Source organism: Bradyrhizobium sp. P5_C12, from assembly GCF_054049735.1.
The window spans coordinates 78,153-94,522 of record NZ_JBFULU010000022.1 but is presented as its reverse complement, the minus strand read 5'-3'; the positions used below and the strand labels follow the sequence as shown (position 1 = coordinate 94,522).

Genomic DNA, 16,370 nt, shown 5'->3' with positions numbered 1-16,370 from the left:
GGAAGGATCTCCTGTCAGGCCGGGCTCGGCGCGAGCTTGGCCTGTGCGGTATTGATCGTCGCGGCGACGACGACCGACATCGCGGTCATCGCCACGATGGATTTGAAGAAGTAGACCAGCGATTGATAGACGATCAGCACCGTGAGCGTCTCCGACTTGTACATGACGTAGAGGAAGATGCCGGTCAATGCGGAGCTGCCGGTGGACAAATCAGTCATGCTCATCTCCGGTTCACCGGCGATCCGGCGGCACTGCTGGCTCTCGTGTTGGCCTATTCCCAGGTGAGGAAGTCCGCTGCCGCCGACAGCGGCGGCGCCACGGCAAGCCGCGCCAGGTCGGGCAACGGCCGGCATAATTGTGGTTCGCCCGCAAACGCAGCCTCGAGGCTCGCGGCAACCGAGAGCACGATGGCGTCGCCGCCGCGCGGACCCACGATCTGGAGGCCGAAGGGCATGCCGGCTTCGTCGACGCCGACGGGCAGGCTGATCGCGGGATGGCCGGCGAGGGTGACGGCATAGGCGAGCGCGAGCCAGTGGAAGTAGGATTTTGTCGGCGCGCCGTCGATCTCGGCCGGATAGAGCTCGGACCAGGGCCGCGGGCTCAGCGTAATGGTCGGGCTGATCAGCACGTCGCACTGGCTGAAGAAGGTCTGGAATGCGCGATAGATCCGCGTCTGCGTCGTCGCGGCGCGGGCGTAGTCCTCGAGCGTGTAGCTCAGGCCTTCCTCGACATTGGCCCGCACATTGGGGCCGAGCATCTCGGGACGCTCCTTGTAGTTCTTGCCGTGCATCGCCATGAACAAGGCGGCCCGCAGCACCGCGAAGGCGTCGTCGGCCCCGGTGCAGTCCGGCGTCGCCTCGCGGCATTCCGCTACGAGCGGTGCGAGCTTCGTCATGCGATCGCGGAACACGCGGCGGATGAGTTGCTCGGTCGGTGCGAAGCCGAAATCCTCGGTGAAGGCGACGCGCAGCTTGCCAAGCTCCGCGGGATGCGGCGGGGCCCAGCGCTCGGCGCGTCCGCGCAACGGCTCGCCCGGCAGCGTATAGGCCAGCGGATCGCGGGCGTCGTCGCTCGCCATCACCGACAGCATCAGAGCCGTGTCGGCGACGTTGCGCGCCATCGGTCCGTCGGTCGACAGATTGGACCAGCCGAAGGCGCGCTTTTCACTGGCCACGAGGCCGGAGGAGGGACGCATGCCGACGATGCCGGCATAGCCGGCCGGATTGCGCAAGGACCCGCCGGTGTCCGAGCCCGAGGCGAGCGGGGCCATGCCGCAGGCCAGCGCCACCGCAGAGCCGCCCGAGGAGCCGGCCGCCGACTTCATGGGATCGAAGGGATTGCCGGTCGCGCCGAACACGGGGTTGCGGGTGTTGCCGCCCGCCGCCCATTCCGGGGTGTTGGTCTTGCCGAAGATGATGGCGCCGGCGGCGCGCAGCCGCGCCACCGAAGCCTGGTCGGCGGCCGGTACGTTGTCGCGCAACAGGGGACTGCCATAAGTGCTGCGCAGCCCGGCGGTGTCCTGCGTGTCCTTGATCAGAACGGGGAGCCCGTGCAGCGCGCCACGATCCTCGCCGCGCAGGATGGCGGCCTCGGCCGCCTTCGCCGCAGCGCGCGCGCCCGGCTCGTCCAGCGTGACGACCGCGTTGACGGCTGGATTGACAGTGGCGATGCGGGACAGGCAGGCGTCGAGCAGCTCGACGGGCGAGATCGCCCGCGCGGCCAGCAGGCGGCGCAGGTCAACGGCACTGGAATCGCAAAGTCCTGACAACGCCCATCCCTTTCAAATTGTGAAAACGATTTAGCATATCGGAAAGTGTGCATGGCGCATCAATATTCGTCAAATCGCGCCGTTTCGTGCACAAATCCTGGCTGATTTGCCCGTCGGAGGACCAAACGGGGTCTCTTAGGGGCGGAATCACCCGAAAAGATTAGATGGATCGGCCAACATTTTTTCCCGACGGGGTGGTAGAGAAGCTGCATGAGCGAGATCGCGACGCCCGAAGGAGCCAATTCCCAGCTCGGCCACTGCCTCAAGGCTGCCCGCCAGGCGCGCGGCCTGACGCTCAAGCAGGTGGCGGAGCGGACAGGCATGGCGCTCTCGACCCTGTCGAAGGTCGAGAACGGCCTGATGTCGCTGACCTACGACAAGCTGTTGCAGCTCACCTCGGGCCTGAAGATGGAGATCGCCGAGCTGTTCAATCCGGCGATCGCGGCGCCTGCGCAGGGGCGGCCGGTGACCGCGCGGCGCAGCATCAGCCGGGCCGGGCAGGGCCAGGTGATCACCACGAAATTCTACACCTACACTTATCAATGCACGGACCTGATCGGCAAACGCATGGTGCCGATCATGGCCGAGGTCCGCGCGCGCTCGCTGGACGAGTTCGGCCCGCTGCTGCGCCATGCCGGCGAGGAGTATTTCCTGGTGACGAGCGGACGCGTTGCCGTCCACACCGAGTTCTACGCGCCGGAGATCCTTGGCGAGGGCGACGGCATCTATCTCGACAGCACCATGGGCCACGCCTACCTCAACGCCGGCGATGCGTCGTCCGCCACGGGCGTCTGTCTCTGTACCAGCGAGGCGCCCGATCTCTACGATCAGCTCCGCCAGATCGCCTCGCGCGACGTGGCGGCGCCGGGTGATGGCGAGCCGCCGCAATAGCGTTGTCGCTCATTGAAACGAAAAACGCCCGGCCAGGCCGGGCGTTCGCGTTGGTTGTTCGTCTTATTCGCCGCCGCCGAAGCGGCGCGACCACCAGCCGGCGCGACGCGGTGCGGCCGGCGTTTCGCTTGTCTCCTGCGGCGCGGGCTCCGGAGCCGGCGCGGCAACCGGCTCTGACGCCTGCGCAACGGGTGCGGCGGGCTCGGGCTGGCTGCTCGACAGGAAGCTCACCTTCTCCCGGACGGTGGAGCGGCGGCGCGCGGCCGCCTTGTCGTCGGATGCGGGCTCTTCCTCGGCGACCGCGGGAGCAGGCTCGAGCCGGGCCGGAATTTCGGCCTGCAACTCGGCGCGCGGCTCAGGCTGGGTCACCTGCGGCTCAACAGCGTTGACGTGCTCCGAATGCGCGATCGAGGGCGCAGTCTCGCCGTTCGATCCGTCGAAATCGGCAACCGCGTCGGTCGCCTCCGACGGCGGATTGCCGCCGAGCTCGTCGCCGATGGAGCCGGCGAGACCTTCCTCGCCACCACCGCGCCGACGGCGTCCGCCCCTGCGACCACGCCGGCGACGGCGCTCGCCGCCGCCCTGCTGCTCGCCACGGGCCTGACCCGCCTGGTCCTCGCCTTCCTCGCCGTCCTGCTCGGACTCGGCATCCTCGTCGCCTTCGCCGGCCGCCACGGCCGCCTCCGCAAGCATGGGCGCGCCATCCTCGCGCAACTCGCCGTCGCGCTGGCCGCCGCGGCCGCGCCGACGCCGACGTCGCTTGCGGCGCTGACCGTCCTGCTCGGGCGTTGCTTCGCCAGCGGTCTGTTCCTCGGCGAGACCTTCGGTCTCCTCGGTCTCGATCTCGGATTCGAGTTCGGAATCGAACTCCTCGTCGTCATAGGCCTCTTCAACCGCGGGTGGCGGGCTTGCCGCGGCCTGCGCCGCGAGCAACGCCTTGGCGGCCTCGAGCGTATGCACCTGCTCGCCGCGGTCGATGAGATAGGCCTGCGGTCCGCTGACGCTGGGGTCGGCGATGACAGCCAACGTGACCTTGAAGCCGTTTTCGAGGTCGCGCAGATGACCGCGCTTGTGGTTCAGCACATAGAGCGCGACGTCGGTGCGGGTGCGGACCACGAGGTTGTGGGTCGCGCCCTTCATCAGGATCTCTTCCAGGCCGCGCAGCAGCTGGAGCGCAACCGAGGACACCGAGCGCACATGGCCGGTGCCGCCGCAATGCGGGCAGGGATCGGTCGAGGATTCCAGCACGCTGGCGCGGATGCGCTGGCGCGACATTTCCAAGAGGCCGAAATGCGAGATGCGGCCGACCTGGATACGGGCGCGGTCCTGCCTCAGGCAGTCGGACAGCTTTCGCTCGACCGCGCGGTTGTTGCGCTTCTCGTCCATGTCGATGAAGTCGATGACGATCAGGCCGGCGAGGTCGCGCAGACGGAGCTGGCGGGCGACCTCTTCGGCCGCTTCCAGATTGGTCTTGAGCGCGGTGTCCTCGATGTGGTGCTCGCGGGTCGAGCGGCCGGAGTTGACGTCGATCGAGACCAGCGCCTCGGTCTGGTTGATCACGATGTAGCCGCCGGAACGCAACTGCACGGTCGGCGAGAACATCGCATCGAGCTGGCTTTCGACCCCCATCCGCGAGAACAGCGGCTGGCCGTCGCGATACTGCTTCACCGCGCTCACATTGGCGGGCATCAGCATCTTCATGAAATCGCGTGCTTCGCGGTAGCCGGATTCACCGGCGACCGAGATCTCGTCGATCTCCTTGTTGTAGAGGTCGCGCAGCGAGCGCTTGATCAGCGAGCCTTCTTCATAGACCAGGGTCGGGGCCTGCGACTTCAGCGTGAGGTCGCGCACCGTCTCCCACATCCGGATCAGATATTCGAAGTCGCGCTTGATCTCGGGCTTGGTGCGGGCGGCACCGGCGGTGCGCAGGATGATGCCCATGCCCTCGGGCACGTCGAGATCCTGCACCACTTCCTTCAGGCGCGAACGGTCCTGCGCGCTGGTGATCTTGCGGCTGATGCCGCCGCCGCGCGCGGTGTTCGGCATCAACACGGCGTAACGGCCGGCGAGCGAGAGATAGGTCGTCAGCGCCGCGCCCTTGTTGCCGCGCTCTTCCTTGACGACCTGCACCAGCATCACTTGGCGGCGCTTGATGACTTCCTGGATCTTGTACTGGCGGCGCGGACGGAAGGTGCGCTCCGGCACCTCCTCCATCACGTCGTCGCCGCCGACGGATTCGACGACTTCCTCTTCGGCTTCCTCGCCGTCTTCATCCTCGTCGTCGTCCTCGTCCTCGGCCCTCGCTTCGGATTCGTGATGCGGAGCCTCAGAGCTTTCGCCGGCAGCGTAGACGGCATCGGCCGGTTCAGCGGCGGCCGTCACGGCTTCGGCGAGAGCTTCAGCGTGCGCTTCGGCGGCGGCGGCCTCCTGCGGCCAGGTCACGGCCTCGGTCGCGGGTTCGGCACCAACGGCTGCGACAGGCGCGGGCGTCTCGCCGGCGTGATCATGGTCGTGATGGTCGTGCCCGCCGTCATGGCCATGGTGATCATGATCGTGATCGTGATCGTCATCATGGGCGTGATGATGATCGTCGTGCCCATGCTCGTCGTGCCCGTGATCGTCGTGATCATGGTCGTGATGATGGGCTTCGTGCTCGCCGTGATGCTCGGCATCGGCGTGCAGATGCTCGCCCTCATGCGGTGCGCCCTCGGCGTGCTCGGGCCGGGCCTCGCCATTGGCCATCTGGGCGGCGGGATCGGCGCCTTCGACGATATCGCTGCGGACGCGTTCGCCATGACCGCGGCGGCGGGCATTGCGGTGGCGCGAGCGGCGGCGGCCGTGAGAGCGGTTCTCGCTCTCTTCCTCAGCTTCGCGATGGGCCTGTTCTTCGGCCTCGATCAGCGCCTGCCGGTCGGCGACCGGGATCTGGTAGTAATCGGGATGGATTTCGCTGAAGGCGAGAAAGCCGTGGCGGTTGCCGCCGTATTCGACGAAGGCGGCCTGGAGCGAAGGCTCCACCCGGGTGACCTTGGCGAGGTAGATATTCCCGCGCAGTTGCTTGCGTTGCGCAGTCTCGAAATCAAACTCTTCGACGCGATTGCCGCGGACCACGACGACCCGGGTCTCTTCCGGGTGGGTGGCATCGATCAACATCTTGTTGGGCATGTCTTAACTCTTGGCGGCGGCGGGCGCGATTCACCGTGGGCGCGATGTGCGCTGCCGGGTGACGCGACGGTCCACCTGATTCGGGGGTGAGGGGAAGGCCGAAACACCGTCTCTCGCGCCTTGCCGAACCGGAAGCCGGAGGACCAAGGCGGCGCGCGGGAGTTTCACTCCGCAGCGTCGCGAATGATCCTTCAGAATTCGTCGGCACAGTCTGGCGCATCAAGCGTCGGCCCGTATGAAACATTGGGCGGCGAGGCCGCCCCTCAATCAGTTGCTGCTGGCCAGGCGTGGCGCGGAAGCGCTCGCCCTGAAGATCGAACCGCCCCCTTGGGATTAAGGGATCGGGTAACGGGCCACGTCGCTGTCAGAACTGTCCCGGAAACACAGGGGTAACCGGGGACCGTCTGCCGCCGGGGCTTGACCCGATCCACCTCGCTGCCGCGCACCGCGCTGGCCTTCGGGGGGAACGGAAAAACGCTGGAATTCCCAAACCTTGAGAGTTCCGGCGCTGCACCGGGAGGCTGAATGCGACACAACCGAAAATACTGGCCGTCAGCCCTTCGTACATACGAGGAATGGGCCAACCGTGCAAGGGACCGTCGCATACCGGTCACAGTCAGCGAGTTTCTAGTCCCTGTCATTAGGGACTGATTAACCCTGTGGTTCTATTGCGTTAAAGAGGCTGCTCGGAGGCACGGAATCGGTGGCGAGCCGCGCAAATCAAAGGGTTTTGCTGGGGTGTGCACTTCTGTGCGCCGCAGCCCTGCCATGTGCCGATTCCTCGCGCCTGAGCGCGGCCGAGAGCCAGCCGCAACCCGCTGTTGCGGTAGCGAATTTTCCGATCGCCTCGGCTGCCCGGCTGGCCGGCGACGGCAAGCAGACCCGCTTCATTCTCGACCTCGACAAGACGGTCACATTCCGCGCCGTCACCTTGGCCGACCCGTATCGGGTGGTGGTCGACGTGCCCCAGCTGAATTTTCAGCTGCCCACGGGCACGGGGGCCGGGCGGGGGCTGGTCAAGGCCTTCCGCTATGGGCTGGTGATGCCCGGCGGCTCGCGAATCGTGTTCGACCTGACGGGACCTGCCAAGATCGCCAACTCCTACGTGCTGGAGGCGGCCAATAGCCAACCGGCCCGGCTCGTGCTCGAGCTGGAGGAGGTCGACCGCGCCGCCTTCGTACAATCGCTGGCCCCGGAAAACCGGCCTGAGCTGCGGCCCGCGATCGCCGACGCGCCGCCGGCCACGGTTCCCGCCACCGCAGCCCCGGAAGCAGGCCCGCAAAAGGCCGATGGGCGCCCGGTGGTCGTGATCGATCCCGGCCATGGCGGCATCGACAACGGCACGCAGTCGAGCGGCGAGAGCGAGAAGAACCTGGTGCTCGCCTTCGGCCTCGCGCTGCGCGACCGGCTGGAAAAGAACGGCAAATACCGCGTGGTGATGACGCGGGACGACGACACCTTCATTCCCCTCAATGACCGGACCAAGATCGCGCGCAACCTCAAGGCTGCGCTGTTCGTCTCGATTCATGCCGACGCGCTGCCGCGCGCGGAGGGCGATGCCCAGGGCGCCACGATCTACACGCTGTCGGACAAGGCCTCCGACGCCGAGGCCCAGCGTCTGGCGGATGCGGAAAATCGCGCAGACGCGATCGCCGGCTTCAATCTCGCGGAGGAGCCGACCGATGTCGCCGACATCCTGATCGACCTCACCCAGCGGGAAACCCGCACCTTTTCAAACCGTTTTGCCCGCTTGTTGATGGGGGAAATGAAGACAGCCGTGCGGATGCACAAGCATCCCCTGAAATCGGCCGGCTTCCGGGTGCTGAAGGCGCCGGACGTGCCGTCGGTGCTGGTCGAGATCGGTTACGTCTCCAACAAGGGGGATCTCGAGCATCTGGTCTCCGAGGGCTGGCGATCCCGCGCGGTGAGCTCGATGGCGCAGGCGATCGACGGCTTTCTGGCCAAGCGCATGGCCACAGTCGGGTCTTCGAATTGAAGGGGTTTTTCCGTCCCGCCGTGAAAGCCCTAGTTTGGCCACAGCGGTCGCTTTATAAAAACGCCGCAGGGGGTTCCGGAATCGACGAGAATCCCGCTCGGCAAGCGTCTTTAGGCCCGGCACGGATGTGATTTGAGTAGGCCGGTGAATTCGCGACGTGACGTTGGCGCCCGTTTTGGGCGCCTTGGGCTGATCTTGACCTGATCTTGGGATTGAACGGATAAACAGATAATGCGCTTGCTTGTGCGGTTCATGGGCTTCCTGTTCGCCGCGGGAACGGTGTTGTTCCTTGTCGGTGTCGGTGCCGTGGCAGGCCTGATCTGGCATTTCTCCAAGGACTTGCCGGACTACTCTCAGCTTCAGGATTACGAGCCGCCGGTGATGACCCGCGTGCACGCGGTCGACGGCTCGCTGCTTGGCGAATATGCCAAGGAGCGGCGGCTGTATTTGCCGATCCAGGCCGTGCCGAAGCTCGTGATCAACGCGTTCCTCGCGGCCGAGGACAAGAATTTCTACGAGCATGGCGGCATCGACTACACCGGCATGGCGCGCGCCGGTCTGGTCTACATCCAGAACTACGGCTCGAACCGGCGTCCGCAGGGCGCCTCCACGATCACCCAGCAGGTCGCCAAGAACTTCCTTCTGACCAACGAGGTCTCGTTCGCCCGCAAGATCAAGGAAGCCTTGCTGGCGATGCGGATCGAGAAGACCTATTCGAAGGACAAGATCCTCGAGCTCTATCTCAATGAAATCTACCTCGGCCTCGGTGCCTACGGCATCGCAGCCGCTTCGCTGGTCTATTTCGACAAATCGGTGAACGAGCTCACGGTGGCGGAAGCGTCCTATCTGGCGGCGCTGCCGAAGATGCCTGCGACGCTGCATCCGGTGCGCAACCGCGACCGCGCGATCGAGCGCCGCAACTATGTGGTCGACCGCCTGTTGGAGAACGGCTGGATCAAGCAGGCCGACGCCGACAAGGCGCGCAAGGAGCCGCTCGCCGTCACCAACCGCGCCAACGGCGCGCACACCTTCGCCGGCGAATATTTCGCCGAGGAAGTCCGCCGCGACATCTTCGAGCGTTATGGCGAGAAGAAGCTTTATGAGGGCGGCCTGTCGGTGCGTACCACGCTGGATCCGAAGATCCAGGTCATGGCACGCAAGACCATGGTCGCGGGCCTCGTGAACTATGACGAGCAGCAGGGCTATCGCGGCGCGATGAGCAAGCTCGATACGTCGGGCGACTGGGGCGTGAAGCTCGCCGAGATCAAGTCGCTGTCCGACATCTCGCCATGGCGCATGGCGGTGGTGCTGGAGACCAGCGACCAGTCGGCGCGCATCGGCTTCCAGCCGAGCCGCGAGCTCGGCGGCGCCGTCAGCAAGCAGCGCGAAACCGGCCTCATCACGCTCGATGGCATCAAATGGGCCAAGGCGGCCGCGGGGCCTGCGAAGGGCAGGGCGGCGAGCGCGGTGTCGCAGGTGCTGCAGCCCGGCGACGTGATCTATGCCGATCCGCTCTACAAGGACGGCAACCCGGTCGAGGGCCAATACCGGCTGCGCCAGATCCCCGAAGTGTCCGGCGCGATGGTGGTGATGGATCCCTGGACCGGCCGCGTGCTCGCCATGGTCGGCGGCTTCTCGTTCGACCAGAGCCAGTTCAACCGCGCCACCCAGGCCTATCGCCAGCCCGGCTCGTCGTTCAAGCCGATCGTCTACTCGGCGGCGCTGGACAACGGCTACACGCCTTCGACCGTGGTGCTCGACGCGCCCATCGAAATCGACCAGGGCCAGGGCGCCGGCGTGTGGCGGCCGGAAAACTTCTCCTCGGGCAAGTTCCAGGGGCCGGTGACGCTGCGCAACGCGCTGCGGCAGTCGCTCAACACCGTGACGGTGCGCCTCGCGCAGGACATCGGCATGCCCTTGATCGGCGAATATGCCCGCCGCTTCGGCGTCTATGACGAACTGCCGAACTATCTCTCCTACGCCCTCGGCGCCGGCGAGACGACGGCGATGCGGATGGTGACGGCCTATTCGATGATCGCCAATGGCGGCCGTCGCGTGAAGCCGACGCTGATCGACCGTATCCAGGATCGCTACGGCCACACCATCTTCAAGCACGACCAGCGCGAATGCCGTGGCTGCGACGCGCCGGGCGGCTGGAAGAACCAGACCGAGCCGCAGCTGATCGACCGCCGCGAGCAGGTGCTGGACTCCATGACCGCCTATCAGATCACCGAGCTGATGGAAGGTGTCGTGCAGGCCGGTACCGCGACCGTGGTCAAGGAGGTCGGCAAGCCGATCGCCGGCAAGACCGGTACCACCAACGAGGCCAAGGACGCCTGGTTCGTCGGCTTCTCGCCGGACGTCGCCGTCGCGATCTACATGGGCTACGACAAGCCGCGTGCACTCGGTAAGGGTAACGCCGCGACCGGTGGCCATCTGGCTGCTCCGATCGCACGCGACTTCCTCAAGCTCGCGCTCGCCGACAAGCAGGCAGTTCCGTTCAAGGTGCCGGCCGGTATCAAGCTGGTCCGCGTCGTCGCCAAGACCGGCATGCGCGCCGGCCCCGGCGAGACCGGCGGAACCATCCTCGAAGCCTTCAAGCCGGGCACGGCGCCGCCGGACAATTATTCGGTCATCGGCGTTGCCGACGCCGAGAGCCGCATGCCGGCCTCGCAGCAGCAGCAGCCGGATTCCGGCTTCCTCATGCGCCCGGGTACCGGCGGACTCTGGTAGGCGACGACGGGAATCGTCGGCGTTGGAGGGGCGGGCGGTTGCGCTTTGCCGCCGTCACCGCTACATCCGGCTCACAAATCGAACGCGGGCCCAATTCCGCGAGATCAGAGAACGACATGCGCGCCGAAATCGAACGGTTGGTAGAAGAGATCAAGCAGTCAGTCGGGCTGCTGAGGAGGCATCTTTGACGTCGAGAAATCGACGGCGCGCCTCGCTGAGCTGAACAAGCTCGCAGAAGATCCCAACCTCTGGAACGATCCCCAGAAAGCCCAGAAGCTGATGCAGGAGCGGACCTCGCTTGAGGATTCGCTGTCGGGCATCGGCAAGGTCGAGCAGGAGCTCGAGGACGACATCGGCATGATCGAGCTCGGCGAAGCCGAAGGCGATGCGGGCGTCGTTGCCGAAGCCGAAGCCGCACTGAAGAACCTGAAGAAGGAAGTCGCGCGGCGCGAGCTCGAGGCGCTGCTGTCGGGCGAAGCCGATCGCTTCGATTCCTACCTCGAAGTCCATGCCGGCGCCGGCGGCACCGAGAGCCAGGACTGGGCGCAGATGCTTTTGCGCATGTACACGCGCTGGGCCGAGACCCACGGCTTCAAGGTCGAATATCTCGAAGAGTCCGAGGGCGAAGAGGCCGGCATCAAGTCCGCGACCATCCAGGTCTCCGGGCACAATGCCTATGGCTGGCTGAAGACCGAGGCCGGCGTGCACCGCCTGGTGCGCATCTCGCCGTTCGATTCCAACGCGCGGCGGCACACGTCTTTCTCCAGTGTGCAGGTGTTCCCCGTCATCGATGACAGCATCAAGATCGACATCAAGGAAGCCGACGTCCGCGTCGACACCATGCGCTCGGGCGGCGCCGGCGGCCAGCACGTCAACAAGACCGAGTCCGCGGTGCGGCTGACGCATATCCCGACCGGTGTCGCCGTGGTCTGCCAGGCCGGCCGCTCCCAGCACAAGAACCGGGCGCAGGCCTGGGACATGCTGCGCGCGCGCCTTTACGAAATCGAGCTGAAGAAGCGCGAGGAGAAGGCCGCCGCCGACCAGGCCGCCAAGACCGATATCGGCTGGGGTCACCAGATCCGCTCCTATGTGCTGCAGCCCTACCAGATGGTGAAGGACCTGCGCACGGGCGTGCAGACCTCGGACACGTCGGGCGTGCTCAACGGCGAGCTCGACGACTTCATGGCCGCGACGCTGGCGCAGCGCGCCTTCGGCACCACCACCGGCGAGATCGAGGACGTCGACTGATGCCGCGTGTTGCCTTCATCGGGCTTGGACGGATGGGCCACGGCATGGCCGGCCGCTATCTCGATGCCGGCTTCACGGTGACGCTGTGGAATCGCAGCAAGGCCAAGGCGGAAGACCTGATCGCGCGCGGCGCGCAATGGGCGACCTCGCCGGAGGACGCCGCGATCGATGCCGACGCCGTGGTGACCATGGTTGCCGACGACGAGGCCTCGCGCGCGGTCTGGCTCGGGCCTCAAGGCGCGGCCAAGACGGCGAAGGCCGGCACCATCGCGATCGAATGCTCCACCGTCTCCTATGACCATGCGCGCGAGATGGGCCGCGAGCTGAACGCGCGCGGGCTCATCTACATCGATTGCCCCGTGACCGGACTGCCGGATGCGGCGGCGGCCGGAAAGCTGACGCTGCTGGCCGGCGCCGACGCGGCCGACCTCGAGCGCGCCCGACCGTTCCTCGAACCGATCGGCTCGACCATCCGCCATTTCGGCGTGGTCGGCTCCGGCACGGTCTACAAGCTCATCAACAATTTGATGGGGGCGATCCAGATCGCCGGCCTCGCCGAGGGTCTCGCGATCGCCGAGCAGGCCGGGCTCGACATGAACCTGGTGCTGGAGTCGATCCAGGCCGGCGTCGCCGCCAGCCCCCAGGTGCAGCGGCATTCCAAGCGCATGGTGGCGCGCGACTTCGGCGGCGCGACCTTCACCTCGGCGCTGCGGCACAAGGATGCCGCCTATGCCGTGAGGCTTGCCGAGAGCCTGCTGGCCGACAAGCCGCTGGTGGCGCGCGCGGCGGTCGAATCCTACGCGCGGGCGAAAGCCAGCATGCCGGACGACGACGAAGGCAAGATGATCGAGCTGGTGTCGCGGCCGAAGGAGCCGTCCTAGCCGGTCGCATTAACATGGGGCAGCCTCGTTCGCCCTATCGCTTCTGAACACGGGAATTCCAAACCTCATCGGAAATCGGGTGGCAAAGCGCGTCGCGCCGCACTAGGCGGGGGGCAGCCACCGATGCGAGACGCCATGCCCCCGAACGACAACCGGATCGACGCACGAGACTGGTCGTTGCTGGCCGTGCTTTCCATCCTTTGGGGCGGCTCGTTCTTCTTCAACGGTGCGGCGCTGCGGGAGTTGCCGCCGCTGACGCTCGTGTTCCTGCGCGTTGTTATCGGCGCGGCCATTCTGCTGCCGCTGCTCCGCGTGCAGGGGATCGGCTTTCCCAAGGGCCTGGCGGGCTGGAAGCCGTTCTTCGCGATCGGGTTGCTCAACAACGTCATTCCGTTCTCGCTGATCGTGGCCGGCCAGACCTTTATTCCGAGCGGGCTGGCGTCGATCCTCAACGCGACCACGCCACTGTTCACGGTGCTGGTGATGGCAGCGGCAGGTGAAGAGGCGTTGCAGGCGCGACGGGTGGCCGGCGTGGCGCTGGGCCTTGCCGGTGTGATCATCCTGCGCGGGTGGGGGATCGAGACGCGGACCGGGCAGGGGATCGGCATCCTGCTCTGCCTCGGGGGCGCGCTCAGCTATGGCTTTGCGGCGCTCGCAGCGCGAAGGCTCCTGAAAGACTCGCCGCCGCTCGGCACGGCGACGTTTCAGCTCATGGCATCGACGGTGATGATGGCCCTCGTCGCCGGTGGGTTGGAGCAGCCGTGGCGGCTACCGATGCCGGGCCTGGCGACCTGGCTTGCCGTGCTCGGCCTTGCCGCGCTGTCGACCGCGCTCGCCTACATCGTGTTCTTTCAGATCATACGACGCTCCGGCGCAACGAATGTCATGCTGGTGACATTGCTTATTCCCGTCACCGCGATCCTTCTGGGATGGCTGGTGCTGGGGGAGCCGATTTCCATGCGTGAGATCGCCGGCGCGATCGTCATCGGCAGCGCTTTGATCGTGATCGACGGACGGGCGCTGAGAATGTTGCAGCGCGTCCGGTAGATTCCAAGGTCAGCGTTTCACTCCACGGAAAATCCTGCCGCTTGCCAGTGGCTGGCCACCTTGCGACACTCTTCACAAAACAAGACTACAAAACATTGGGGAGAGAACGATGCCGGGTCGTCGCAACAACCTTGCTGCTCTAGCCATGCTTGCTGCCGGCGTGCTCGTCACGACTTCGGCCTCGGCGCAGAAGAAATACGACCCCGGAGCCACCGATACCGAAGTCAAGATCGGCAACATCATGCCCTATAGCGGTCCGGCGTCGTCCTACGGCGTGATCGGCAAGACCGAGGCCGCCTTCTTCAGGATGATCAACGACCAGGGCGGCATCAACGGCCGCAAGATCAACTTCATCAGCTATGACGACGCCTATTCGCCGCCGAAGGCGATCGAGCAGGCGCGCAAGCTGGTGGAGAGCGACGAGGTGCTCTTGATCTTCCAGCCGCTCGGCACGCCCTCGAATTCCGCGATCATGAAATACATGAACGCCAAGAAGGTGCCACAGCTGTTCGTCGCCTCCGGCGGCACCAAGTTCGGAGACCCGAAGAACTTCCCGTGGACCATGGGCTTCCAGCCGAACTACCAGAGCGAGGGACGGATCTACGCAAAGTACATTCGCGACAATTTCCCCGACGGCAAGATCGCGGTCTTTTGGCAGAACGACGACGCCGGCAAGGACCAGTTCAAGGGTTTGAAGGACGGGCTCGGCGACAAGGCCGGCATGATCATCGCCGACAAGTCCTATGAGGTCAGCGATCCCTCGATCGACTCGCAGATCGTCGCCCTGCACGATTCCGGCGCGGATATCTTCTTCTCGTGGGCGGCGCCGAAAGGGTCGGCGCAGGCGATCCGGAAAGTCGGCGAGCTCGGCTGGAAGCCAAAGTTCTTCCTGGGCAACACGGCCACGTCCATCGCCTCGGTGCTGAAGCCCGCCGGGCTCGACTACTCCAAGGACATCATCTCGACCGCGTATCTGAAGGACCCGACCGATCCGACCTGGGACAAGGATCCGGCGGTGCTGGCATGGCGCGCCTTCATGGACAAATACTATCCCGAAGGCGACAAGGCCAATGCCAACAATCTCTACGGCTACGTCCAGGCCGAAGCCATGGCGCAGGTGCTGAAGCAGTGCGGCGACAATCTCACGCGCGAGAACGTCATGAAGCAGGCCACCAGCCTCAAGAACTTTCACACCGAGCTGATGCTGCCCGGAATCATGGTCAACACCTCGGCCGACGACTATTTCCCGATCGAGCAGATGCAGCTGATGCGCTTCAACGGGCAGGCCTGGGAGCTGTTCGGCGACGTCATCACCGGCGAAGTCGGCCACGAGCGCAGCCCGTAGTCAGCGCGGGCTGCTGGCTTTGGCGCGCAGCGCCATGCCGCCGGCGACGCCGACGCCGAGCACATACATCCAGCCCTCGTGGAAATCGAACAGATGCGAGTTCAGAAGCGAGCTCGCGATGTTCTGCACGACGATCACGAGGCCGATCCAGGCCGCAACACCTTCGTCCAAGAATTCACCCAGGAACAGGCGAAGATGCGCGAACCACAGGGCGTAGAGCAGCACGACGCCCAACAGCCCCCATTGCATGGCGACGTTGAGGGTCTGGTTGTGCGGGTTGCTGACGATCTCCGCGTCGAGGCCGCTCTCGCCGGTGGCGGCGCGTTCGAACTGCCGCTTGATCGCACCGGTGCCGTGACCGAGCAGGGGCGCCTCGGCAATGGCGTGCAGCGACTTGCGCCAATAGGTCAGCCGCTGCGCGGTCGACGCGCGGCTGATGTCCTCATGGCCGTGGCGGTATTCGACGGCGATATCGATGATGCGCTGGCGCAGATAGGGCGACGCCGTCCAGGCCAGCGCGCTTGCGACGACCGCGCCCGCGAGCAGGATCAGGGCGGCACGCCGGCTCAGATGCCGCCGGGCGAACAGTCCAAGCAGCACTGCGATGCAGAGCAGGGCTGTGCGGGCCGAGGCAACGAACACCATGCTGGTGACGAACAGCAGGATCAGCGCGAGGCAGGCGGCTGCCGCGATCAGGCTGCCGCCGCGCCAGAAAGTCAGCGCAGGCAGCGCGAGCGCAAACGCGCACAGGGTGAATTCCTGGCTCTGGTCGATATAGTTCTTGACGGGGACGCCAGCCGACGCGGTCGCGGTGATCTTCCAGGCAGGATCGAGCAGCACGATCCAGGAGAACACCGCAAGCAGCGCGCAGGAGGCGAGAAAGGCAAGGCAGGCCTGGAAGCCGCGCTCGGATCGGCTGAAATGGTAGAGCAGCGGCGGAATCAGCACGAGCTTTGCAACCGGCTTGATCGCATGCAGCCGGTCGGGCCAGGCGCCGTCCGACCACAGCGTACCGATCAGCGCGAGCAGCAGGAATGCGAAGGGCAGGGCAAACGCCGGCCATGCGAGCTTGCGTGCATAGTTGCGCCAGTCGATGGTCGGCGTCACCGCGAGCAGCCAGAGCCCGACGAAGATCGAAGGCGCCGTCGTTGACCAGGGCAGCGAGGCCGCGATCAGGATGACGAGCACATCGGCCGCATAAACCAGTGCGGCCGAGTTGCGCCAAGTCTGCCAACGGCTGCGCCAGGCCTGGGGCTCGGCGGCATCGGACCACGCCGCCGGTTCCGAGGTCATGCG

12 protein-coding genes are annotated in these 16,370 nt (G+C 65.8%); 8 read left to right on the top strand and 4 right to left on the bottom strand.

What is annotated here, in order from left to right; translation table 11 throughout:
* Positions 1-14: 14 nt before the first annotated feature.
* Entirely contained in the window at positions 15-218 is a 204-nt protein-coding gene (locus tag ACXJMY_RS20675; RefSeq protein WP_456621192.1) for a hypothetical protein, read from the bottom strand.
* Positions 219-271: 53 nt separating this feature from the next.
* Positions 272-1,768 carry an amidase gene (locus ACXJMY_RS20670; protein WP_456621191.1) on the bottom strand — a complete coding sequence of 499 codons (1,497 nt, stop codon included), beginning with the start codon at positions 1,766-1,768 and terminating at the stop codon, positions 272-274.
* Between the two features lie 210 nt (positions 1,769-1,978).
* On the opposite strand from ACXJMY_RS20670, the gene ACXJMY_RS20665 reads away from it, so the two are divergent.
* A complete protein-coding gene (locus ACXJMY_RS20665; protein ID WP_456621190.1) occupies positions 1,979-2,659 on the top strand; it encodes a helix-turn-helix domain-containing protein in 681 nt (226 codons plus the stop codon).
* Between the two features lie 63 nt (positions 2,660-2,722).
* Here ACXJMY_RS20665 and ACXJMY_RS20660 read toward each other — a convergent pair whose 3' ends face one another.
* Complete coding sequence (locus ACXJMY_RS20660) at positions 2,723-5,101, bottom strand: Rne/Rng family ribonuclease (RefSeq protein WP_456621189.1); 2,379 nt, start codon at positions 5,099-5,101, stop codon at positions 2,723-2,725.
* On the opposite strand from ACXJMY_RS20660, the gene ACXJMY_RS20655 reads away from it, so the two are divergent.
* The 7 genes from ACXJMY_RS20655 to ACXJMY_RS20625 all read left to right on the top strand — a co-directional run bounded on the left by ACXJMY_RS20655 (position 5,063) and on the right by ACXJMY_RS20625 (position 15,074).
* Positions 5,063-5,914: a hypothetical protein gene (locus ACXJMY_RS20655; RefSeq protein WP_456621188.1), complete on the top strand. Its 852-nt coding sequence runs from the start codon at positions 5,063-5,065 to the stop codon at positions 5,912-5,914. The two genes, ACXJMY_RS20660 and ACXJMY_RS20655, sit on opposite strands and share 39 nt — an antisense overlap.
* Positions 5,915-6,527: 613 nt before the next feature.
* Positions 6,528-7,820, top strand: a complete 1,293-nt coding sequence (locus tag ACXJMY_RS20650; protein ID WP_456621187.1) for an N-acetylmuramoyl-L-alanine amidase — start codon at positions 6,528-6,530, stop codon at positions 7,818-7,820.
* A gap of 231 nt (positions 7,821-8,051) precedes the next feature.
* Complete coding sequence (locus ACXJMY_RS20645) at positions 8,052-10,553, top strand: penicillin-binding protein 1A (protein ID WP_456621186.1); 2,502 nt, start codon at positions 8,052-8,054, stop codon at positions 10,551-10,553.
* Between the two features lie 116 nt (positions 10,554-10,669).
* Positions 10,670-11,801 (top strand): peptide chain release factor 2 gene (prfB, locus tag ACXJMY_RS20640; RefSeq protein WP_456621185.1). Its coding sequence is split into 2 segments (ribosomal slippage): positions 10,670-10,738 and positions 10,740-11,801, totalling 1,131 coding nucleotides; the frame shifts between segments, so codons are not numbered across the junction.
* Entirely contained in the window at positions 11,801-12,682 is an 882-nt protein-coding gene (locus ACXJMY_RS20635) for an NAD(P)-dependent oxidoreductase (RefSeq protein WP_456621184.1), read from the top strand. The genes prfB and ACXJMY_RS20635 overlap by 1 nt, the downstream gene beginning before the upstream one ends.
* 135 nt (positions 12,683-12,817) lie before the next feature.
* Positions 12,818-13,729, top strand: a complete 912-nt coding sequence (locus ACXJMY_RS20630) for a DMT family transporter (RefSeq protein ID WP_456621183.1) — start codon at positions 12,818-12,820, stop codon at positions 13,727-13,729.
* Positions 13,730-13,838: 109 nt separating this feature from the next.
* Complete coding sequence (locus ACXJMY_RS20625) at positions 13,839-15,074, top strand: ABC transporter substrate-binding protein (protein ID WP_456621182.1); 1,236 nt, start codon at positions 13,839-13,841, stop codon at positions 15,072-15,074.
* Here the strand turns inward: ACXJMY_RS20625 and ACXJMY_RS20620 are convergent, their stop codons facing one another.
* The gene (locus tag ACXJMY_RS20620) at positions 15,075-16,367 is read right to left on the bottom strand and encodes an O-antigen ligase family protein (protein ID WP_456621181.1); all 1,293 of its coding nucleotides are present in this window, start codon (positions 16,365-16,367) and stop codon (positions 15,075-15,077) included. It lies immediately after the preceding gene.
* Between the last annotated feature and the right edge of the window lie 3 nt (positions 16,368-16,370).